We start from the raw sequence: 22,049 nt of genomic DNA on the forward strand, positions 1-22,049 counted from the left end.
TCCGTAAAGCCGGAATTTATAAATTTCTGACTGATGTCGCGTGGTGTATAAAATCAGCGCCCGCGAAGCGAACGGACTGCAATGAGCATCGAATTGACCAACCGGAAGGCGGACGCCCCGGCGACGATGGCGACCAGCATCTATGAGCGGCTGAAGGCCGACATCCTGGCCACGCGGCTCGAACCGGGGCGCAAGCTGCAGTCGCGCTTCCTCATGGATCACTACAATGTCGGCCAGACGCCGCTGCGGGAGGCGCTCAATCGCCTGACCACCGAGGATCTCGTGGTCGGCATGGAGCAGCGCGGCTTCTACGTGAAGCCGGTGAGCCGGGAGGAACTGCAGGAACTGACCAAGACGCGTTGCTGGGTCGAGGCCGTCGCACTGCGGGAATCCATGCACAACGCCACCCGGGAGTGGGAGGAGTCGTTGCTCGTCGCCCATCATCGGCTGGCGCGAACGCCGCGTTCCCGCAATGACGAGCAGTTCGAGAACAATCCGGAGTGGGAGGCCCATCATGCGGCGTTTCATGCCACGCTGATCGGCCTGTGCGGCTCGCGCCCGCTCATCGGCTTCTGCCAGCAACTGGCGGACCGTCTCTACCGCTATCGCATGATGTCGATCCTGAAAGCCTTCCGGGTGCGGAAGGTCAGCGACGAGCACGCGAATATCCTCCAGGCCGTCATCGACCGGGACACTGAACGCGCGGTCTCTCTCCTGCAGGAGCACTACACGCAGACGGCCGCGATCATCTATTCGGACCTAGAGACCGTTCTCTGACCGGCGTCGTCAGCCGGCACGCACCACCAATCGAGCATGCGGAGACCCGCCGCAGCCAGGTGTGCTTTTGAGAGGGGTTCCGCCTTCCCCCGGCATTGTTGAAAGGCGGGCGAAACGCTTCGGCCGTCGCGATCGCCAGGAACCTCTTGCCGATGCCGAAGAGGCCGGGAGTGGTGACGGGCCAACCGCGCGAGAACACGCGCGATATGAGCGCAATAGTCTCCGCGCGGCCGACGTGTGAGCGGCCTCAAGATCGCGCACCGGCACCCCGGTCGAGCCTATGCAAGGCTCCGCCGGGGCACCTATCGCGTGTTCCGCTCGCGCGACGCTTTCACGCGAACGGACATCGGCGCAGATTGAACCGAGGGAGCCTGTCTCCTCCGATCCGACTGCTCGGTTTCAACACATCGTCTCCGGATCGTGGCGATCCGCGCTGCCGCCGTTCAGATCCGTCCGAATTCGGCCAGAAGGTCCTCGACCGTCTTGCCCTGTTTCACCAATGCGCGTGTCTGCTCCTCGCGCGTCGCCTGTTCCGAGGCGAGTTGCACCACCTCTTCCGCTCGCGCGAGCGGAACGACCACGACGCCCATCAGATCGGCGACGATGAAGTCGCCCGGGTTCACCACCACGCCGCCACAGGCGATGGGCACGTTGATCGACAGCTCCTCCTTGCGGCCGGAGAACATCGTGTGCGTGCCGCGCGCCGTGATCGCCCGCACCCAGATCGGCCAGTTCAGATCTTCGAGTTCGTCGGTGTCGCGTCCGGCTCCGTCGATGACCATGCCGCGGATGCCGTGATTCTGGGCGAGCCCGCCCATCAGTGCGCCGCAGACGGATGTGTTCACGTCGCCACCGGCATCCACCACGATAACGTCGCCCGGATGGCCCATCTCCAGCGCCCGCAACGGATCGACGAGATCGCCTTTCGAGAGTTGCACGGTGATTGCCTGCCCGCAGATCTTCGCGCGGAAGGCGGGCTTTATGCCGCTGTCCATGACGCCCGTGCGGTACTGCACGTCGGCGAACACCGCTGCGGCGGAATAGCAGGACAGGACCGCGTCGAACCGGGCCAGAAGGTCGGGGCGACGCTCGAAGTCGTTGAATTGTTTCAGCATGGTCTTCCTCAGGCGCGGAGTGCCAGGGCGGCGGCGTTGACGGGGTTGCGAGGGGGCTGCCCGGTCAGGACACGGGCCACTTCCGACGCCGCGATCTCGCGGGCGGCGCGGATGGATTCCTCGGAATAGTAGGCGGCGTGGGGCGTGACGATCACGTTCGGCAGGGAGAAGATCGGGTTGTCGGCGGGGTTCCACCCTGCTCTCTTCGCCGGCTCCTCTTCCGGGTCATCGAGGCCGGCGCCGGCGATCCATCCTTCGGTCAAGGCGCGGTAGAGCGCCTTGTTGTCTATGGTCGGCCCACGCCCGGTATTGATCACCAGTGCAGTCGGCTTCATCGCCCGGAATTCCGCCTCGGACAGGAAATGCCGTGTCTCCGCCGTCATCGGCACCTGCATCATCACGACGTCCGAGATGCGCAGGAGTTCGGCCTTGTCGACCTGCCTTGCACCGTGCGCTTCGGCGACACCGGGGGCGAGATAGGGATCGCACACCACGATCCGGACGCCGAAGCCCGCGGCGCGGGTGGCGATCGCCTGCCCGATCCTGCCGAAGGAGACGATGCCGACCGTCTGCCCCCGCAGCCGGTGCAGCGGGGCGGCGGATTGCCAGCGCCAGATGCCGCGATGGGTGGCACGGTCGTAGGGAAAAAGCCCCCGCGCCAGGGCGAGCCACAGGCTGATGGCGTGATCGGCGACTTCCTCGGTGCAATAGTCCCGCACGTTGGTGACGAGAATGCCCTTCTCGGCCGCCGCCGCGACATCGACGATATCGACGCCCACGCCGTAGCGCGCGATCACCTTGCAGTTTTCCATGGCGCTGATGGTGCGTGCGCCGACGCGGGCATACTGGTTCATGATCGCGTCGCAGTCGCGCGCCGCCTCGATCAGGTCGTCCTCCGACTTTGCCTGCAGGGCCACGATTTCCGCCCCGACAGGTTCGAGAATGGATCGTTCGATCTCGACGTCGCCGTAGTCATAGTCGGTAATGACGACTTTCGGTCTTGCTGTCATCGCTGCACCCGATCAAACATAGGCGCCGGCTGAATAGGTCAGTTCGTACGAGTGGCTGTAGAGCTCGAAGACGTTTCCGAACGGGTCTTCGACATAGACCATGCGGTAGGGCTTCTGGCCGGGATAGTAGTGGCGGACCTGTTGCATCCGCTGCCGACCGCCCATGCTCTCGATCAGCTTGACACGCTCTTCCAGTTTTTCGTCCTGCAGGCAGAAGTGGAACAGGCCCTTGCGCCAATATTCGAACGGGCGCTCTTCCTGAACGGTGGTGGGGAACTCGAACAGCTCGATCCCGATGCCATCGCCCGTGGCCAGGTGGGCGATGCGGAAGCTGCCCCAGCCTTCACCGAAGACGTCGTCGCACATCTGGCCGATGGCGCTCTCGTCGTGGTGAACGGTTGTCGGCGGCATGATCACGTAGAAATCAAAGCATTTCGAGTAGAACTCGACGGCACGTTCGATGTCCGGGACGGTAATCCCGATATGGCTGAAGGTGACGGCGGCCATGGAAGGCTCCCTTTTCTGACGTCAAAGAATGCTACGGATGATGCCGCCCTCGATGCGGTAGGCCGCACCGTTCGAGGCGGGGGAAGACGCGACGAACGCGATCATGCGTGCGACCTCTTCGGCCTTCACGAAGCGCTGGATCAGCGAGGTCGGCTCGTCGTTGCGGAAGTAGTTGTCGATGATGCCGTCGACGGGCTGTTCCTTGGCGGCTGCCAGCCCCTCGAAATAGGCCGCGACGCCCTCGGTCCAGGTCGGTCCGGGCAGCACGGCGTTGACCGTGACGGCGGTGCCCTTGGTCAGTTCGGCCATGCCGCGGGTCAGTCCGATCATCGCCGTCTTGGTGACGGAGTAGTGGATCATCTGCGGAAGCGGCTTCACCCCGGCCTCAGAGGCGAGATTGACGACGGCACCGGTGCCGCGCGCCAGCATCTCCGGCAGAAGCGCGCGGCTCATGCGGACCGCGGTCATGACGTTGACGTTGAAGTAGTGAAACCAATCCTCGTCGGTGAGCGCTGCGAAATCCTTGACCGAGAAGATGCCGACATTGTTCACGAGGATGTCGACCGGGCCGCGGCCGGATGCAAAGGCGATCAGCGCATCGGCGCCCTCGGCTGTGCCGAGATCCGCGTGCTGCCCGGAAACGGGCCCCAGCGGGGAAAGCCGCTCGCAGACGGCCGCCACCTCGGCCTCGGTCAGCCCGTGCAGGATGACCTCGGCACCCTCTGCCAGAAAGGTCTCTGCCGTCGCCCGCCCGATACCGGAGGCCGATCCCGTGACGAGGACGCGCTTTCCGCTCAGTTTCATGTCCATGTGAAATCTCCAGTCCGATCAGCCGGCGAAGGGCCGCTCCGCGAGCCCGGCAAGGCCGGGGCGGGCGGCGAACAGCCCTCCCGCCAGCGGGGTCTCGGCGCGCTCCGTTGCGTCGGCGCCCAGTTGCGAGGTGGTGATGTAAAGTGTCGCCAGATCGTCGCCGCCGAAGGCGCAGCAGGTGGCCCGGCGCACGGGAAGGTCGATCCGGTGGGTCGCCCGCCCCTGCGCATCGAAGCGCATCACGGCCGCACCCTCCCAGACGGCATTCCAGAGGCCGCCCTCGGCGTCGACGCACGATCCGTCGGGAATGCCCGGCATCTCGACGAACACGCGGCGCGCCGCCAGATCGTCATAGGCGATGGATTCGATCCGGCGCCGGGGCGAGTCGGCAAAGAACATCGTCGCTCCATCGGGCGCAAAGCATATGGAATTGGCACACGAGACCCCGCCGAACAGCACCTCCACCGACCGATCGGCGTCGACGCGGATGACCGAGGAATCGAACGCGCCGGTTCCCTCATTCATCCCACCCACGACGAAGCGGCCATCACGGTCGGTGTGGCCGTCGTTCAGCCGGGTGTGCGGGTTGCCCGGCTCGAAGGCATGGATCCGGCTCTCGCAGCGGAAATCGGCCGACCAGAGCTCCAAACCGTCCGCAAACGCCATGATCCAGCCGCCCTGGGCCCGCGGCGCAAACGCACAGAGCCGGCCAGGCAGCGCGACGCGCCCGGAAAGGCCGTCATCGGGGCGAAACCACCACATCCCCTGCCCGTGGATATCGGTCCACCACACACGGCGATCCGCGGGGTTCCACAGAATGCCCTCCCCGTGGCGGTTGGCGCAGTCCAGCACAGGGACCGCCTGAAGCGCGACGACCTCCTTCATGCCGCGACCCGCTCCGAGCGGGCGCTCCGGCCCAGCATCTTTCGCATGGCGGTATCGGCGACGAGATAGGTGGCGCTGGCGGTGTTGCCGCTGATGGGTCCGGGCATAACCGAGGCATCGACGATCCTCAGCCCATCGATCCCACGCAGGCGCAGATCGGGGTCGACCACGGCCATCGGATCGTCGGCGCGTCCCATCCGGCAGGTCCCCATCGGGTGGTAGACGGTCTTGGCGAACGCCCCGATGTGCCGGATCAGCGCCTCGCGACCGGTCACGTCCGCACCCGGCAGGGCCTCGGCGCGCAGCATCGAGGCGAGTGGCTCCTGCCGCAGGATCTCCCGCACGAGGCCGAGGCCGCGCAGCATGGTCTCCATATCCTCCGGATCCTTGAGGAAGCTTGTGAAGATGCGCGGCGTGTCGGCTGGATCGGCCGATCGAAGTTCGATCCGGCCGCGTGATTTGGGGCGCAGCAGGCACGCGTTGAGCGTGATGCCGTAGCCCTTCGGCGGGTTCGGCGTGTCCTTGTCGAGATAGATGCCCGGAACCGCGAAGAGCTGAAGATCCGGTTCCGCGGCCGTTCCATCGGACCGGATGAAGCCTCCGGCCTCCACACCGTTGGAAGAGGCCGGGCCGTCCCGGAACAGGAGATAGCGCAGGCCCGCAAGCCAGCTGCGCCAGCCGCTGTCGGTCTTGTAGTAACCCAGCGGCTCCCGGGTGAAGGCGGCGACCGGCGCCTCGACGTGATCCATGAAGTTGGCGCCCACGCCGGGCAGATCGTGCAGGACCGAAATGCCGTTGGCGCGCAGGTGATCGGCGGGACCGATGCCGGACAGCATCAGCAGCTTCGGCGAGGCGATCGCCCCCGCGGAGAGGATGATGTCACCCTGCGATCGCACCTCGTGCGGCTGGCCGTCGCGGATGTACACGACGCCGACGGCGCGGCCCTTCTCGAACAGGATGCGTTGCACTTCGACCCCGGTGCGCAAGGTCAGCCTGCCATCGGCAGCCAGCGGGCGCAGGAAGGCGTCCACTGCGCTCCACCGCCGGGCGTCGCGCGTATTGAGCTGATAGAAGCCGACACCCGCCTGCCGTTCGCCGTTGAAATCGGCATTGAAGGCATGGCCCGCCCCCTGTGCCGCCGCCACGAAGGCGCGGCTCAGAACGTCCGTGTATCGGGGATTGGAGACATGCAGCGGCCCGCTCACGCCATGGTGGGGCGCGCCCAGAACCTCGTTCGCCTCAAGGGCGGCATAGGTGCGCCAGGCGGCTTCCGCCCCCCATGCCGCGTCACCCGTCATTTCCTCCCACAGGTCGAAGTCGCCGCGATTGCCGCGGACGTGGACCATGGCATTGACCGAGCTGCCGCCGCCCAGAACCTTGCCGTTCTGAAGGCGCGGTGCACGGCCGGCGAGTTGCGGCTCGGGTTCACCGGCATAGGGCCAGTAGAAGCGATTGGTGACGTAGTACTTGAGGAAGCCGGCCGGAATTCGGAACAGAACGCCCTTGTCCCTCGGCCCGGCCTCCAGCAGCAGGACGCGCGCGCCTGTTTCAGTCACAAGCCGGCTGGCCGCGAGGCTGCCGCCGGGACCGCTGCCGATGACGATGTGATCGAACTGCTCGTGTCCCATGTCAGCCCCTGTTCCGCGATGAGAGGTTGGCGATGATCGCCGCCACGGCGATGACGAGACCCTGCAGGATCAGCTTGCTGGGTTCGGCGAAGCGCAGAGCCGTCATGAGATTGATCAGGAACATCAGCGCATAGGCTGCCGCGACCGCCCCAACGATCGAGCGCCGTCCGCCGCCGAAGGTGACCCCGCCCAGGATCGCGCCGGCGATCGAGACCATCACCACGTCGAAGCCGAGCCGTACGCTGCCCATCCCGATATAGCCGGCCTGCAACAGTCCGCCGATCGCGGCGAGCAAGCCCGCCAGCACATGCGACGCGAAGTAGGTGCGCGCCACCGGAAGGCCGGAAATCAGCGCTGCCGTCGGGTTGGCGCCGATGGCGCGAACCATGCGGCCATAGACGAGCCAGCGCAGGCACAACGCCATCACGACCATGACGCCCAGCCAGACGACGACGGCGACGGGAACGCCGGCCACCCGATCGCGCCCGAGCCAAACCACGGCTGCATGAGCCGACCCAGGTGGATTGCCGCTGGAGAGATAGAGCACCAGCCCGGTCAGGATCGTGCCCATCGCCAGCGTCACCACCACGGAGGACGCGCGCCGGACGGCGATGAAGTAGCCGTTGACGCCGCCGACCAGCATCCCGGCCAGAAGCGGCGCCGCCACGACCGTCACCGTGTTCATCTGCGACAAGAGCGAACTGGTCGTCAGGTAGTTCGTCAGGAGAAAGATGCCGCCGAGCGAAAGGTCGATGCTGTTGCACCGCATCAGCAGGAGCTGGGCGCAGATGGCAAAGCCGACCGGGGCAGCCTGCCGCAGGATCACCCACTGAAAATGGGATGAAAGCAATGTCGGCACCAATGCCAGCGACACCGCGATCAGGCCGGCGACCAACCAGATGGATGGTGGGCAGATCTGCATGAGACCGACGAGGCGAATCTGCCGCGGCGCGGCGGGAGCCGTTTCTGTCATGGCCATCATCGTCTCCCTCACAGGCCGAACTGGCGACGGCGGGTGAAGCTGATCGCGATCAGCAGAAGCACGCCGTTGAGGATGGATTGCAGGAAGGGCGAGACGTTCATCAGGTTCATGCCGTTGGCCAGCATGGCGAGCAGCAGGCTGCCCATCAGGGTGCCGAGTACTCCGCCGATCCCGCCGGTCATCTGCGTGCCGCCGAGCGCCACCGCGGCGAGCGAGCTGACCGTCAAGGGAAGCCCCACCGTCGCATCGCCCGACGAAATGCGGCCGGCCAGCAGCAACCCGCCGAAAGCTGCGAAGATCGCGCAGATCACATAGGCGGCGATCACCCGCCGCTGGACGGGAATGCCGTTCAGCCGCGCATTCGCAGTCGACCCGCCCAGAGACAGGATGTGCAACCCGAGACGTGTCCGCGACAGGATCCACCAGGCTACGAAAAGGCCGACGGCACTCCAGCAGACCGCCAGCGGGATGCCGAGAAACCGCTCGTTGGCACTGGCGATCAGAAAGCCGGGAACATTCCCGCCTGGTGTGGGACGCAGGGTCAGGGCAAGCCCCGTGACGATGGAGCCCGTCGACAGCGTGGCGACGATCGGGTGAAGCCGCAAAGGTCCAACCAGAATGCCGTTCACGGCGCCGACCGCCGCGCCCGCCGCCAACGCCAGCGGCACGGCGATTTCGGGCGGCAGCGGGCTGGCGACGATGGCGGTCGCAAGGCCCACTACCGCACCGACCGACACATCGAGACCGCCGGCGAGGATCACCACCGTCTGCCCGAGCGCGACCAGCAGCAGGGGCGCCGCCTGGATCAGCAGGTTGGACAGGTTGGCGACACTGGTGAAACGGTCACTGACCGCGGCCAGAAAAAGCGCAACGATGACGAGCAGGAGGAGCGCCAGTCCTTGCGCGCCGCGGCGTGAGCGAGCCTGACCCCGAAGCGCCTGCCGCACTGCCGAAAGCACAGCCATCACGACGCCCTCCTCTGCGGTTCATGAGGCCCGTCGGTGATGGCGGCATGAAGGATGCTTTCCTCGGTCACCCCACCAGAAGAGAACCCGGCGACGATCCGGCCGCCGCGGACCACCAGGATGCGGTCGCAAAGGCCAATCAGTTCGTTCATCTCGCGCGACATCAGGAGGATCGCGCCGCCGTCCTGGGCCACGAAGTCCCGCAGGATCGCGTAGATCTCGGCCTTGGCCCCGACGTCGACGCCGCGGGTCGGCTCCTCGATCAGCAGGACACGGGCGCCCGACATCAGCCAGCGGCCCAGCATCACCTTCTGCTGATTGCCGCCCGATAGCGTCCCAACCGGCTGCACGGCGGAGGTGGCCTTGACGTGCAGCATCCGCATCATCCCTGCCACGCCGGCGCCATGGCTGCGCGCCACCGCCCCCAGTCCCCGCTTCTGGTGCAGGCCGAGGGCCATGTTCTCGTCGATGGGAAGCGAGAGGTAGAGCCCCTCCTTCTTGCGATCCTCGGGCATGAAGACGATGTTGTCCGCGACCTGGGCGGCCACCCCGCGTGCGGGATCGTGGCGACGGAGACCGCCATCGGCCGCGAAGGTCTCGACCGTCACGCCCGCGCAGGGTTCGGCACCGGCAAGAGCCCGCAAGATTTCGCGTTGGCCCTGCCCTTCCAGGCCCGCCAGTCCGACGATTTCGCCCTTATGCACCGTCAGGGAGACGGGAGGGACCCCCTCCCGCAGGCGCAGGTCCGTCACCCGCAGCGCGGCCTGATTGGTCGCCGTTCCGGCGCCCGGAAAATAATCCTCGAGACTGCGCCCCACCATCATCGACACGAGGCCGTCGCGGTCGAGACTTGCGACCGGCCGGGTGTCGACCAGCCGGCCGTCCTTTAGCACCGTCACGGTGTCGCAGAGGTCGAAGATCTCGTCGAGCCGGTGTGAAATGTAGAAGATCAGACGTCCCGCAGCCTGCAAGTCGCGGATCAGACGCTTCAGCTTCACGACGTCTTCCGCGCCCAGCGCGGCCGTCGGCTCGTCGAAGATGAAGATATCGGCATTGGCCGAAACGCCGCGGGCGATTTCGACCATCTGCTGTTCGGCGACCGTCAGCGATGCGATGAAGCGGCGTGGATCGAGATCGAGCCCCACCTCTTCGAGCACACGCCGCGCTTCGCGCAGCATCCGCGCCCGGTCGAGCGCCCCGTACCAGGTGGCGGGTTCGTGCCCCAGGAACAGGCTTTCGGCGATCGTGAGGTTCTCGATCAGCGAGAGCTCCTGGAAGACCGTCGAGACGCCTCCCCGCAGCGCCTCAAGCGGCGAAGCGAAGGCCACCTCGGCGCCGCGCAGAAGGATGCTGCCCGCATCCGGGCGCACCACGCCGCCGATGATCTTCATCAACGTGGACTTGCCCGCGCCATTCTCTCCGGTCACCGCGTGGACAGAGCCCGCACGGCCCCGCAGCGTGACGTCGCCGAGGCACATCACCCCGGCATAGGCCTTGGTCAGGCCTCTCGCCTCTAGCAGATACATCGTCCCCTCCACGGTCGGCATCCGCGCAGGCGGCAGAAGCCGCCTGCGCCGGCGCTTCACTTCTTGAAGATTTCCTTGAGCTTCTCTTCAGGAAGACTGGTGGGGAACCAGAGGTTGTCGTTCAGGTCGGGACGATAGAAGCTGTCGCGACGTTCCTGCAGGATCGGGGCGGGACGCCCGACATAGCGGTGATAGAGCGGCTTGCCTTCCAGCAGCGCCACCGCCGCCCGCACCGCGGCCGCACCCTGCTCGGGCGGGAAAACGGCGGCCATCGACGTCGCGTTCGCCGCCTTCCAGACGCCGAAGAACCCGTTGTTGCCCTCGCCCGATATCGGCGGGATCGGCTGGCCAAGCTCCTGGAACACCTCGATGCAGGCATGGCTCATCGCCGCGCCGGACGACCAGATGCCATCGGGATTCGGATCGCTGAGGGCCAGCGCTTCGCAGACCTGCTTGCCCTTGTCGTAGGACCAGTCGCCGTGCTGTTCGGACGAGATGACGATATCGGTGCCCTTGAGCGCCTCGACCAGCCCGTCATAGCGCAGCTGATCCTCCGAAACGCCCGCCTGTCCGCGCAGCACCCAGATCCGGCCCTTGCCGTTCAACTGCTGGACGATGAAGTCGCCCATCACCTTGCCGAAATGGATGGGGTCGCCCTGCAGCTCAACCGTATATTTGTCGGTATCCACCGCAGTCGAGTGGACGACCACGGGAATGCCCGCCGCCGTCGCCTTCTCGATCACCGGCGAGACGGCGGTGAGGCTGATCGGCGCGACCACCAGCGCGTCGACCCCCTGCGCGACCAGGTCCTCGATGTCGGCGATCTGCTTGGTCGGATTGGAATCGGCGTTGGTGACGATGAACTCCTGGATATTGGGATTCTGGGAGGCGGCGTACTCGGCCTCCTGCGCCATCTGGATCATCCAGGTGTTGCCGAACCCCCAGATGCTGAATCCGATCTTCCAGGGAGGGGCCTTGGTGAACTTGCCGGCCGGGATGACCGGATTCACACCCTCCCGCGGCACCATTCCGTCCATCAGGCTGACGTCCTGGGCAAAGGCGGGCGCAGCGAAGCACAGGGTCGCCAGAAGGGCGGCCCGGACCGTTCTCAACATGAATTTCCTCCCATTATTCGCGCGGAACGTCTGCGCGTCCCTTGCTGAATGCAAACTGCCATCTGGTGCACCAGATGTCAATTCGCAGCTGTCTGTCTGGACGCTTTTCTTGAGATCGTTGGGGAAACAGCTCGAACGGCGGGAAGAATTGACATCTGGTGCACCAAGTACGACTAGATGTGCGGCAAAGGAGGCGCCATGACCGAACTCGAACGCCCGAGATCCCTGACGGCTCTGGTGACGGAGCACGTCCGCAACATGATCGTGCGGGGCGAAGTGCCGCTGGGCGCGTCGATCTCCGAGCGCAGCATTTCGGCGGAGCTGAAGGTATCGAAGACCCCTGTGCGCGAAGCTCTGGCTCAGTTGCGCAATGAAGGGCTGGTGACGATCGTGCCCCAGTCGGGCGTGCGGGTCTTCACCCTCAGCTCACGCGAGGTGCGCGCGATCTGCGCCTTCCGCCGGGTCACCGAAAATGCGGCCCTGCAATTCGCCATGGCGGAAAATGCCGGCGCGCTGCTCGCCGATCTCGAGCGGATCGAACGGGAGATGCTGCGGGCGCTCGGCGAAGGCGACGTGAGGCGCTATCTGGACCTGGACACCGCCTTTCACCTGGCCTTTTTCGCCCATTGCGGCAATCCCTATCTGCAGAGCGCCTACGCGCTCTATTCGGGCAAGATCGCGGCTTTGCGCACCCATCTCGCGGTAAGGCCCCAGCACACATCGCTGTCGCTGGCGGAGCACACGCAGATCGTCGCCGCCGTGCGTGATCGCGACATGGAGCGGCTTTCGGCGATCCTGGATGCGCATCTGGCGCGCACCCAGGAGACATATGAGATCGGCGTGGAGGACATCACGAAGGGCTGAGCATCAGCGTGCTCAGCGGCGTTCAAGCACCTGATTGAGCAAGATCGCGCCCACGATCAGCCCTCCCCGCACGACATATTGCCAATAGTCCGACACGTTCATCAGCGTCATTCCATTGCCGATGAAGCCCAGGAACAGCACGCCGATCAGCGTGCCGGTAATTCGCCCGCGTCCGCCGAACAGATTGGTGCCGCCGATGATCACCGCCGCGATGACATCGAGCTCGAGTCCTGCCGCGGTCGATCCCGTGCCCGACCCGATCTGCGAGGCGATGAGCAGTCCCGAGATCGCCGTCAGGCCGCCTGTGATGACGAAGGTCATCGTCTTGACCACGCCCACCCGGATCCCGGACAGGCGCGCCGCCTCGGCATTGCCGCCCACCGCGTAGACCGCGCGGCCGAAGGCCGTGTGGGACATCAGGAAGTGCATCCCCGCGAACACCGCCACGAACACGAAGACGGGAAAGGGAATGCCGTAGACGCTGCCGTTGCCGAAAAAGCCGAACCAGGTGGGGAAACTGGCCAGCGGAAAGCCGTCGGTCAGCAGGTTGGCGGCACCGCGCATCGCCGTGAAGAGACCGAGCGTGGTGATGAAGCTCGGCACGTTGAACCGCGCCCGCAGCGTGCCGGTGAAAAGACCGCAGGCCATACAGATCGCCAGCGCGCCCACGGCACCGAGCGATACGGCGGCCACATCGCCCGTCACCGGCGTCAGAAGGTCCACCGCCCACGCCGCGAAGCAGCCGGCCAGCGCGACGCCCGATCCCACCGACAGGTCGATCTCGCCGCTGATGATCACCGCCGTCATGCCGAAGGCGATGATGCCCAGCATCGACACGCTGCGGAACACGTTCAGCAGGTTCGCCGAACTGCCGAAGCCGGGCGCCAGCAGGAACAGCGCCACGATCAGCGCCACCAGGCAGACTTCCATGATGTAGAAACGCAGGGACCAGCCGCGCCGTGCGCGCGGCGGCCCCTGAAAGGTCGCCGCCTCAGACATCGAGGGTTCCTTTCATGCAATAGCTGTAGAGATCGCTGAGACTGACACGGCCGGGATCGACCTCGCCCACGACCCGCCCGTGGTGCAGCACGAGGATCCGGTGCGCGATGCTGTGCACTTCTTCCAGTTCACTGGAGACGAACACCGAGGCCACGCCTGCCGCCGACTGCGCCGCGACGATGTCGAAGATCTGCTGTTTGGCCGCCAGGTCGATACCCCGGGTGGGTTCGTCGAAGAAGATGACGCGCGGCCCGGTGTTCAGCCAGTTGCCGACCACCACCTTCTGCTGGTTGCCGCCTGAAAGTGAGGAGACCGGCAGGCCAGGATCGGCGACCTTGATCTGCAGATCGAGGATGCGGCGATCGACCAGACCCTGCTGCAGCCGGGGCTGCAGGATCCCGCCGGGTGCGATGCGCGACAGGTTGGCCAGGACGAGATTGTCGGAAATGGAGGCGATCTGCACCAGCGACTGGTGCTTTCGATCCTCGGGGGTGTAGGCCAGCCCCAGATCGCGCATTCGCCGCGGCGTCGGGTTTGGAACCTCCCGCCCGTCCAGCACGATCCGCCCGCGGTCGGGATGATCCGCCCCGAAGATTGCGCGCAGCACCTCGGTCCGACCCGATCCGAGCATGCCGGCGAAGCCCAGAACCTCGCCGGGATAGAGCGAAAACGAGACGTCCGAGAAGACGCCTCCGCGCCCCAGCCCCTGCACTTCGAGGACCGGCGTCGTCCGCACCACATCGGACCGGGCGATGCGGTGCGTAGCCCGCTCGCCGAACATCATCGAGACGATCTCGGCGGGGCTGGACCGCGCGAGTTCGACCGCACCCACGAGCATGCCGTCGCGCAGGACGGTGCAGGTGTCGCAGATCTCGAACAATTCGTTCATGCGATGCGAGATGTAGATGACGGTCACGCCCCGGTCGCGCAGACGCCGGATCAGCGCGAAGAGCTGCCCGACCTCATGGCCGGCAAGTGCGGATGTCGGCTCGTCCAGAAGCAGGATCTTGGGATTGCTCGCCGCCGCCTTGACGATCTCGACCGCCTGCTGCTGGCCGACGGTCAGCCGGTCGACGCGCTGATCGGCGTCGAGATCGACCTCCATGTCGGCCAGCAGGACGGCCGCCTCGCGGCGGATGCGCGACCAGTCCACCGAATTGACCCCGAACCGGCGGCGCCTGGGCAGGCGGCCGAGAAAGATGTTCTCGGCGATGGTCAGCGACGGCACCAGCGACAATTCCTGATGGACGGTCGCGATCCCGGCCGCGAGCGCGTCTCCGGGACCCGTCAGCTCCACCCGGCGACCGCCGACCCACAGCTCTCCGATCGTCGGAGAGATGGAGCCGGCGATCATCTCGATCAGGGTCGATTTCCCCGAGCCGTTCTTGCCCATCAGGGCGTGAACGCGCCCGGCGCCAAAACACAGCGAGACGTCACGCAGCGCGATGTTCTCGCCGTAAGCCTTTGTGACTCCGCGCAGTTCTATGGAATTTGCCTCTGTCATGGGCACCTCGGGCAATCGGGGGCGGACAGCGGCATCAGTTGGTCTTCGTCAGCGTCGCCGCATAGGCCGCGATGGCCTCGGGATTGGCACGAGACAGGGGAATGACCGGCACCTCGATGTGACGCTCGACGGGCTCCCCCTTCACCGCGGCGATAGCCGCCTGGACGGCATCTTCGCCGATCAGTTTCGGCTGGGCCGCCGTGGTGGCGTAGAGCGCTCCCTTCTCGTCCTGAAGGAACCGGACGATCTGCTCCGAGCCGTCGGTACCGAAGACATAGACCTCGCCCTGACGGCCGGCGCGCATCACCGCCTGCACCGCCCCGACGGTCCCGCCTTCGTTGGCCGCGTAGATGATCTGGATGTCCGGATTGGCCGTCAGCATATCCGTCACCACGCGGACGGCCTGCTCGGCGAGCCAGGCGTCCTGCCGGGACACGATGTCGAGTTCCCCGCCGGACTTGGCCGCATCAAGGAAGCCGTTCGTCCGCTCATCGCTGAGCGAAGCGAGCTGGGCGCGGAAGCCGATCAGCGCGACCTTTGCCTTGCCGCCGAGATGATCCTTGATGTAGGCGGCGGCAGCTTCGCCCGTACCTTTGCCCATGTTGGTGCCGGAAGAGCCGACGGTCGCGACCGGCAGGTCGGACTTAACGCCCGTGGTCCAGGTTACCACCTTGATGCCGGCATCGACGGCGCGCTTCAGGGCGGGAATCGACGCCTCCTCACCCAGCGGGGCGATCACGATCGCCTTGATGCCGCGGGCGATGTAGGTGTCGATCAGCGCGGCCTCCTTCTCCAGCTTGTTGTCGGAATTGGCGGTCAGGATCTCGACGCCGGCCTGTTTGGCGGCGGCCTTCATGCCGAGCTCCACGCTGCGCATGAACATGTCCTGCTGGAAGATGACGCCGGCGATGGAGATGTCATCGGCCCGGGCGGCTCCGGCCGAAAGGGCGAGCGCGAGGGCGGCGTATTTCAAAAGCTTCATGATGTCCTCCCTTATTGCCTTGGTCGTGAAGCCTGCCGCGACGGGCCCGGCTTCCCCGCCGGCTGTCATCCGGAACAAAATCCGGGATAGCGGCGATGTGGCCTTGCACATCTGACATGTTACATCTTACATTTCAAGCGAGATGATGGAACGGGAACGAACCGGTTGGGTTGCGGCGTAGCGACGGGTCAACCGGCCGGTTATGGTCGGCTGATCCGGCCCGCGGCGAGCGACCACACGGGAACCTTTCGCAATGAACCTTTCACGCAAGATCGAACGCCCCAGGCCAATCAACGAGATCGTCCTCGAGCGCCTGCGCGACGACATCGTGAACGGCGTCCTGCAACTGGGAGAGAAGATTTCCGAACAGCAGCTTGCCGATGCCTATGAGGTCACCAAGGCACCGATCCGCGCCGCCTATGGACGCCTGCAGTCCGAGGGCTTGGTGGAGATCCGTCCTCAGTCCGGGACGTATGTCTTCCGCCCGACCCATGAAGCATTGCGCTCCCTGTGCGAATTGCGGATCGCGCTGGAGCTGGAGGCCGCCCGACTGTCGATACAGCGCGCCCCGCTTCGTCTATCGCAACTGGTGACGGAGAATTACGCGCAGATGCTGGTGGCGCTCAGTCGGGATGACAGCAACACTTACCACCAGCTCGACACCGCTTTGCACCTGATCTTCTTCGAGTTGGCCGATTCCCCCTATCTTTACGAGACCTACCGCGCGCGGGTCTCGTCGGCCTTCGCGGCGCTGCGCAACCGCTTTTCCCAGGCGCGGCCGCACAACGAATTCTCCATCCGCCAGCATCAGGAAATTCGCGATCGCGTGGTCGCTGCCGATCTGCCGGGCCTGCAGTCGATCCTGCGCGAGCATGTGGAGCACACCGAAACCTATTACGAGGCGTTTCTCGCAACCGGCTGAAGACGGCCACGCGATAGCGAGACGCGACCTGAACTAACCTGTTACCTATCACAACAAGGGCAGAAAAATGGGCCTTCAGGAAAAAGACGAAAATCCCAGAACTCCCTATCAGCTCCCCTTTCCCAAGGACGCGCTGGAAGAGATCGTCATACCCAACGCCGTAAACTGCGACGAACGGCTCTGGGTGCCGCAGGCCGAAAACGTGTGGTTCCGCCCGCTCTGTCTCAACCGTTCGCAGGGATACTGGATGAACCTGCTGAAGGTGCGCAAAGCGGGTGTGCTCTCCCGCCACCGTCACCCGCAGCCGGTCCATGGCTGGGTGTTGAAGGGGCGCTGGTACTATCTGGAACACGACTGGGTCGCAGAAGAAGGCGGCTACGTCTACGAGCCGCCCGGCGAGACCCACACGCTCGTTGTGCCCGACGATGTCGAGGAGATGATCACCTATTTCCAGGTCAATGGCGTGATGTGTTACGTCGACCCGTGGGGAAAGGTTCTCGGATACGAAGACGTCTTCACCAAGATCGACATGTGCCGAAAGCACTTCGACGAGGTCGGTCTTGGCTCCGACTATGTCGAGCGTTTCATCCGTTGAATCCGGTCAGATCATGTCCCGTTCAGATCAAACCGCTCTGAACGGCAAGGATATGATCAAGCTTTTGAAGCTGGAGCGATTTCTTGTCGATCCGATGATCCCATCAGATCGGAAGGCGTTCTAGCGAGAGGTGAACCCATGGCTATCTGGCCGATCGATTGTTTTCGCGACAAGGTTCTGGTCGTCACCGGCGCGACGTCGGGCATAGGCGCCGCCATCGCCCGGGGCTTCCAGAGCGAAGGCGCCCGCGTCGTCGTAACCGGAGCGACCGAGGCGGAGGTCGCCCGCGCCCGCGATGAGATGCCCGGTATCGACGCCCGCGTTCTCGATGTTCGCGATGGCGCAGCCGTGAGCGCTCTGTTCGCCGCTCTGCCCCGCCTCGATCATCTGGTGAACTGCGCTGGCATCATCCGGCGCGGCGACGAATGCGAGCCGGAGGTCTTCGCCGATGTCGTCGATATCAACCTGACGGGAACGATGCGCACCTGCACCGCTGCCCGGCCCTTGCTGGCGCAGAGCCGCGGGACCATCGTCAACACCGCGTCGATGCTCTCCTTCTTCGGCGGCGGGCTGGTGCCGGGCTACTCGGCGTCGAAGGGCGGTGTGGCCCAACTGACGAAATCACTGGCGATCGCCTACGCGAAAGAGGGGATTCGCGTGAATGCCATCGCGCCGGGCTGGATCGACACGCCGCTTACCCGCGCCCTTCAGCAGGACGAAGGCCGGGCGCGCGCCATCCTGTCGCGCACGCCGATGGAGCGGTGGGGCAAACCCGAGGAACTGACGGGCGGCGTGGCCTATCTCTCCTCTCCGCTTTCCAGTTTCGTCACCGGCGCCGTGCTGGTGATCGACGGCGGCTATCTGATCACCTGACATGCGACGCTATTATTCCGGCCACGATGTGGAGCGCGCCCGCAGCATCGAAGAACTGCGCCGCATGGCGATGCGGCGCATCCCGAATTTCTGCCGCGAATATCTGGAAGGCGGCGCCGAGGACGAAGTCACACTTCGGCGCAACCGCAGCGTTTTTGAGGGATGGGCCTTCCTGCCGCGGACCCTGGTCGACGTGACCCGGCGCGTCCGGTCCGTCGATCTGTTCGGGCAGCCGATTGCCTCGCCCTTTCTGATCGGCCCGACCGGATTCAACGGCATGCTGACGCGGCGGGGCGATCTGGCTCTGGCCCGCGCCGCCGCCGCCGCGGGGATACCGTTCACCCTCTCCAACGTTTCGAACACCGCGCTCGAGGACATCGCGGACAAGGCGGGCGGCCGTCTCTGGATGCAGGTCTATCTCTACCGGTCTCGCCGATTCGTGCACGATATCGCCAAGCGCGCCGAGCGTGCGGGGTTCGAGGCACTGATCGTCACAACAGATCTCCCCGCCTACGGCAATCGCGAATGGGATGCGCGCAACTTCCGCTCAGGCGCCCGGCTCACGCTTCGCAACCTGATCGACACGGCCTGTCATCCGCGCTGGCTGTGCGACGTGTTCCTGCCCGACGGAATGCCGAGATTTCGCAACCTTGGCGACCTGCTGCCGCCGGGCAAGGACCATGCGGCCGGTGCCTCCGCCATCCTGGCGCGCGAGCTCGACCCCTCGCTGAACTGGCAGGACATCGCATGGCTGCGCGACCTGTGGCCGGGAAAGCTGATCGTGAAGGGCATTCTCGACCCGCATGATGCAGAGCAGGCCCGGCATTTCGGCGTCGATGGCGTGATCCTCAGCAATCACGGTGGGCGGCAACTGGATGGCGCCATCTCTCCGATGGAAATTCTCCCGGACGTCGCCGCCCTCCTGAAAGGTCACGTGGCCGTTCTGATCGATGGCGGCTTCCGCAGAGGCAGCGACATCGTCAAGGCCCGCGCCCTTGGGGCGGACGCCGTCCTCCTCGGACGCGCGACGCTTTATGGCCTCGCGGCCGGCGGCGAAAAGGGCGCGGCACGGGCGATTCACCTGCTGACGCAGGAAGTGGACCGCGTCCTCGCCCTGCTCGGATGCACCGACATCCGGAACCTTGGCCCTGAAGTCCTTCGCCCTGTCTTCAATTCGATTTCCGGAGGGCAAGCGTGACCCGCATTCATAAGCTCCCCGGCCATGTCCTTGTCACGGGCGCGGGCGGCAATCTCGGCGGCAAATCCGTGGCGCTGCTCTCGCGCCTGCCATGGTGCCGGCGCATCACCGCCCTGCACTCGCCGCGCCGGCCTCCCCCGCCGCCCTCCGGCAAGGTCACATCCCATGGCGCCGATCTGACCGATGCCAAAGGTGAGTGGCGGGGCCATCTCGACGGTGTCGATGCCGTGCTGCATTTCGCGGCGGTCAATCCCGTACCCGAAAGCGATTGGGCCGACGCCATGGCCTCGTCCGACATGACCTTCAACCTCGGTCTGGCCGCCCTTGCCGCCGGCGTCGGTCGCTTCGTCAACTGCTCGTCCAACCACGCCATCGGCGGCTACAAGGATGCGCCGCTCGCCGAGACGGTTTCCGGGGGCAGGATGAGCGAGGATCTGCCGCCGGCCCCCGGCACGCGCTGGAACAATGGGCATATCGACCTCGATTCGACGCCCTACGGCGCCTCGAAGGCCATCGCCGAGCGCTTCTTCCTGATGCTCGCCGCGCAATCGGAGGGCCGGATGACCGCGGTATCTCTGCGGATCGGCTGGGCGCTGCCCGGCGAGAACGACCCGCGCGACATCAGCGTTTCCGGCTCGCCGACGGGCCAAGGCGCGACGGAGGCTGCGGCGCCCGATGAGGCGCGGGCCCTGCGCTGGTTCCGCAACATGTGGATCTCGAACGGCGATTTCGAACGCCTGGTGATCGCAGCCCTGACGGCCGATGACGCCGGCTGGCCGGCGCCGGGCCTGATCGTCAATGGCGTGTCCGACAATTCCGGTTCTGACTGGAGCCTGACAGCCGCGCGCCGCCATCTCGGCTATGCCCCACAGGACGACATCTACCGTCACCTCGAGAAGGGACTCGACTGATCCATGACCCGGACGCTTCGCCTGATCATCGGCTCCTACACCCATTCCCTGCCCCATGTGCAGGCCCGCGGTGAAGGCATCTCGTTCGTCGACCTGGACACGGAATCGGGCCGCTTCACCCCGGTGGCGTCGCATCCCGACATCCGGAACCCCAGCTATCTGAAACTCGACGGAGACCTTCTCTACGCGGTCGAGGAACTGGACGCGGACGAAGCGACGCTGACCGTGTTCGCCTGCGACACGGCGGCGGCGCGGCTGGCGCAGCGGGCGAAGGTGCCGGCCCATGGCGCCTGGCCCTGTCACATCGGCCTCGATGCCGGTGGCACGCGGCTGTTTCTCTCGAACTATCTCGACGGCTCGTTCGTCACATGGCCTTTGGACGGAGGCGGCCTGCCCCACGGCGCGCCCACCGTTCTGCGTCGCACGGGCCGCGGCCCCAACCCCGAGCGGCAGGACGGACCGCACGCGCATTTCGCCCTCGCCTCAACCGGCGGCACCCACGTGTGGATCTGCGACGCCGGCACGGACGAGATCGTGCGCTACCCGCTCACGGAGGGTGGCGCTGTCGCGGCGGAACCCGATCTTGTGCTGCGGGCTCCTCCCGGCTCCCTGCCGCGGCATATGACATTTTCACGGGACGGTACGCGGCTGTTCGTGGTCAGCGAGTTGGGCAATCTGGTCTCGACATGGCGTTTCGGGCCGTCGGGCCCTGAACTTCTCGGTCACGTCCCGACGCTCGCCCCGGGACATGCCGTCCCGAGCAGCTCCGCCGCGATCCGGCTGCACCCGGAGGGACGGTTTCTCTATTCGTCGAACCGGGGCGACGACAGCATCGCGGTCTTCGACACGCAGACCGCGTCCGGCCTGCCGGTGTTTCTCGCCACGGTTCCGACCGGCGGCCGCACTCCGCGTGAATTCGCGATCTCCGACGATGGGCGAACGATGATCGTCGCCCATCAGGACAGCCATTCGCTGACCGTCCTGCGGATTGAGCCCGACACAGGGGCTATCTCGCCTTTGGGCGGACCTTTCGCCATCGGAAGTCCGGTATGCGTGGCCATTTGCCCGTCCGCGCCGCCAGATGCCGCGGCATAGGCACGCCCGTCGACGACGCGGAGGCACCGAAGGCCGCGTCATGCCGCGTAGTGTGCCGCCGGCAATGGCCGTCCGGAACCGGACGGAGGCCACCTTCGCGCATCACGACGAACGGTGGCCGAGTGCCAGCCGCAGGCCGAAGCCGATCAGCGCGCAGGCGAAGATCCACTTCTGCAGGCGCTGGACGATCGGGTGCCTCGCCATCCACCGCCCGAGCGCCGCGCCGACGCCCGCATAGGCGAGGTCGAAGACAAGGCCGACGGCGACGAGGATTGCCCCCAGCATCAGGAACTGCCCCGCAGAGTTGCCATCATCGGCGCGGATGAATTGCGGCAGCAGAACCGAACAGAACAGAAGCGCCTTGGGATTGAGCAGGTTGGTGAGCAGGCCCCGGCGCAGGGACGCGGTCCATGATCGGCGGGCTCCCGCCGCCCGCAGGCTGCCCGCTTCGCGCCATAAGTCCGAAGCCCGAAGCATCCCGATACCGATCCAGACAAGATAGGCGGCACCGGCGAGGCGCACGAGATCGAACAATGTCGGTGCCGCTTGCAGCAGCGCGGCAAGACCGACGGCGGCAAGGCCGACATGCGTCGCGCGGGCTGCCGCAAGTCCTGCCGCTACCGCGAAGGCGTGGGTCCTGCCGCTGAGTGCGCTCGTCTGCAGGATCAGCACCATGTCCGGCCCGGGCACGAGATAGGCAAGGCAGAGCGCGCCGGCGAAGACCCATAAGCCAGCCATCGTTCACTTCCTCCGCTTTGTTCGACGGAGACGTTCGTACCCGGGAAT

Annotated in this window: 22 protein-coding genes; 8 read left to right on the top strand and 14 right to left on the bottom strand. The window is 65.8% G+C overall.

The genetic code is table 11. From position 1 onward, the window contains the following. Positions 1–81: 81 nt before the first annotated feature. On the top strand, positions 82–777 hold the full coding sequence (locus BUF17_RS04210) for a GntR family transcriptional regulator (RefSeq protein ID WP_073625865.1): 696 nt from the start codon (positions 82–84) through the stop codon (positions 775–777). A 443-nt stretch (positions 778–1,220) separates the two neighbouring features. Here BUF17_RS04210 and BUF17_RS04215 read toward each other — a convergent pair whose 3' ends face one another. From BUF17_RS04215 to BUF17_RS04260, 10 genes are read right to left on the bottom strand one after another with little or no spacing between them, the layout of a single operon-like run. Next, positions 1,221–1,892: an RraA family protein gene (locus BUF17_RS04215; protein ID WP_073625866.1), complete on the bottom strand. Its 672-nt coding sequence runs from the start codon at positions 1,890–1,892 to the stop codon at positions 1,221–1,223. An 8-nt stretch (positions 1,893–1,900) separates the two neighbouring features. Beyond that, the gene (locus BUF17_RS04220) at positions 1,901–2,902 is read right to left on the bottom strand and encodes a C-terminal binding protein (RefSeq protein WP_073625867.1); all 1,002 of its coding nucleotides are present in this window, start codon (positions 2,900–2,902) and stop codon (positions 1,901–1,903) included. 12 nt (positions 2,903–2,914) lie between these two features. After that, positions 2,915–3,409, bottom strand: a complete 495-nt coding sequence (locus tag BUF17_RS04225) for a VOC family protein (RefSeq protein WP_073625868.1) — start codon at positions 3,407–3,409, stop codon at positions 2,915–2,917. A gap of 21 nt (positions 3,410–3,430) precedes the next feature. Next, positions 3,431–4,219, bottom strand: coding sequence for an SDR family NAD(P)-dependent oxidoreductase (locus BUF17_RS04230; protein ID WP_073625869.1), 789 nt, complete (start codon positions 4,217–4,219; stop codon positions 3,431–3,433). 18 nt (positions 4,220–4,237) lie between these two features. Further along, positions 4,238–5,104 carry an SMP-30/gluconolactonase/LRE family protein gene (locus tag BUF17_RS04235; RefSeq protein ID WP_073625870.1) on the bottom strand — a complete coding sequence of 289 codons (867 nt, stop codon included), beginning with the start codon at positions 5,102–5,104 and terminating at the stop codon, positions 4,238–4,240. Continuing rightward, positions 5,101–6,732, bottom strand: coding sequence for a GMC family oxidoreductase (locus BUF17_RS04240; RefSeq protein ID WP_073625871.1), 1,632 nt, complete (start codon positions 6,730–6,732; stop codon positions 5,101–5,103). The genes BUF17_RS04235 and BUF17_RS04240 overlap by 4 nt, the downstream gene beginning before the upstream one ends. Before the next feature lies 1 nt (position 6,733). Next, positions 6,734–7,711, bottom strand: a complete 978-nt coding sequence (locus BUF17_RS04245; protein ID WP_073625872.1) for an ABC transporter permease — start codon at positions 7,709–7,711, stop codon at positions 6,734–6,736. 11 nt (positions 7,712–7,722) lie between these two features. Beyond that, a complete protein-coding gene (locus BUF17_RS04250) occupies positions 7,723–8,679 on the bottom strand; it encodes an ABC transporter permease (protein WP_073625873.1) in 957 nt (318 codons plus the stop codon). Beyond that, positions 8,679–10,205: a sugar ABC transporter ATP-binding protein gene (locus tag BUF17_RS04255; protein ID WP_139282398.1), complete on the bottom strand. Its 1,527-nt coding sequence runs from the start codon at positions 10,203–10,205 to the stop codon at positions 8,679–8,681. The genes BUF17_RS04250 and BUF17_RS04255 overlap by 1 nt, the downstream gene beginning before the upstream one ends. Positions 10,206–10,261: 56 nt before the next feature. Continuing rightward, the gene (locus BUF17_RS04260; RefSeq protein WP_073625874.1) at positions 10,262–11,320 is read right to left on the bottom strand and encodes an ABC transporter substrate-binding protein; all 1,059 of its coding nucleotides are present in this window, start codon (positions 11,318–11,320) and stop codon (positions 10,262–10,264) included. A 198-nt stretch (positions 11,321–11,518) separates the two neighbouring features. Between BUF17_RS04260 and BUF17_RS04265 the strand changes: the two genes are divergently transcribed. After that, complete coding sequence (locus tag BUF17_RS04265) at positions 11,519–12,184, top strand: GntR family transcriptional regulator (RefSeq protein ID WP_073625875.1); 666 nt, start codon at positions 11,519–11,521, stop codon at positions 12,182–12,184. A 12-nt stretch (positions 12,185–12,196) separates the two neighbouring features. Here the strand turns inward: BUF17_RS04265 and BUF17_RS04270 are convergent, their stop codons facing one another. The 3 genes from BUF17_RS04270 to BUF17_RS04280 are packed head-to-tail and all read right to left on the bottom strand — an operon-like array spanning position 12,197 to position 15,669. Beyond that, the gene (locus BUF17_RS04270; RefSeq protein WP_073625876.1) at positions 12,197–13,183 is read right to left on the bottom strand and encodes an ABC transporter permease; all 987 of its coding nucleotides are present in this window, start codon (positions 13,181–13,183) and stop codon (positions 12,197–12,199) included. After that, positions 13,176–14,687 (bottom strand): sugar ABC transporter ATP-binding protein, encoded by a 1,512-nt coding sequence (locus BUF17_RS04275; RefSeq protein WP_073625877.1) that lies wholly within the window; start codon positions 14,685–14,687, stop codon positions 13,176–13,178. Before BUF17_RS04275 ends, BUF17_RS04270 begins: the two co-directional genes overlap by 8 nt. Positions 14,688–14,721: 34 nt before the next feature. Beyond that, positions 14,722–15,669: a substrate-binding domain-containing protein gene (locus tag BUF17_RS04280; protein WP_073625878.1), complete on the bottom strand. Its 948-nt coding sequence runs from the start codon at positions 15,667–15,669 to the stop codon at positions 14,722–14,724. 253 nt (positions 15,670–15,922) lie between these two features. On the opposite strand from BUF17_RS04280, the gene BUF17_RS04285 reads away from it, so the two are divergent. The 6 genes from BUF17_RS04285 (at position 15,923) to BUF17_RS04310 (ending at position 21,263) form a co-directional block, all read left to right on the top strand. Further along, on the top strand, positions 15,923–16,591 hold the full coding sequence (locus tag BUF17_RS04285; protein ID WP_073625879.1) for a GntR family transcriptional regulator: 669 nt from the start codon (positions 15,923–15,925) through the stop codon (positions 16,589–16,591). A 67-nt stretch (positions 16,592–16,658) separates the two neighbouring features. Then, positions 16,659–17,186 (top strand): 2,4'-dihydroxyacetophenone dioxygenase family protein, encoded by a 528-nt coding sequence (locus tag BUF17_RS04290; RefSeq protein WP_073625880.1) that lies wholly within the window; start codon positions 16,659–16,661, stop codon positions 17,184–17,186. Positions 17,187–17,324: 138 nt separating this feature from the next. Next, a complete protein-coding gene (locus BUF17_RS04295) occupies positions 17,325–18,059 on the top strand; it encodes an SDR family NAD(P)-dependent oxidoreductase (protein WP_073625881.1) in 735 nt (244 codons plus the stop codon). A 1-nt stretch (position 18,060) separates the two neighbouring features. Continuing rightward, on the top strand, positions 18,061–19,257 hold the full coding sequence (locus tag BUF17_RS04300; RefSeq protein ID WP_073625882.1) for an alpha-hydroxy acid oxidase: 1,197 nt from the start codon (positions 18,061–18,063) through the stop codon (positions 19,255–19,257). Beyond that, entirely contained in the window at positions 19,254–20,168 is a 915-nt protein-coding gene (locus BUF17_RS04305) for an NAD-dependent epimerase/dehydratase family protein (RefSeq protein ID WP_210215383.1), read from the top strand. Before BUF17_RS04300 ends, BUF17_RS04305 begins: the two co-directional genes overlap by 4 nt. Positions 20,169–20,171: 3 nt before the next feature. Continuing rightward, on the top strand, positions 20,172–21,263 hold the full coding sequence (locus BUF17_RS04310; protein WP_073625883.1) for a lactonase family protein: 1,092 nt from the start codon (positions 20,172–20,174) through the stop codon (positions 21,261–21,263). A gap of 102 nt (positions 21,264–21,365) precedes the next feature. Here BUF17_RS04310 and BUF17_RS04315 read toward each other — a convergent pair whose 3' ends face one another. Continuing rightward, positions 21,366–22,001, bottom strand: a complete 636-nt coding sequence (locus BUF17_RS04315; RefSeq protein WP_073625884.1) for a LysE family translocator — start codon at positions 21,999–22,001, stop codon at positions 21,366–21,368. Between the last annotated feature and the right edge of the window lie 48 nt (positions 22,002–22,049).

Origin of the sequence: Pseudoxanthobacter soli DSM 19599 (assembly GCF_900148505.1) — a bacterium.
GTDB lineage: Bacteria > Pseudomonadota > Alphaproteobacteria > Rhizobiales > Segnochrobactraceae > Pseudoxanthobacter > Pseudoxanthobacter soli.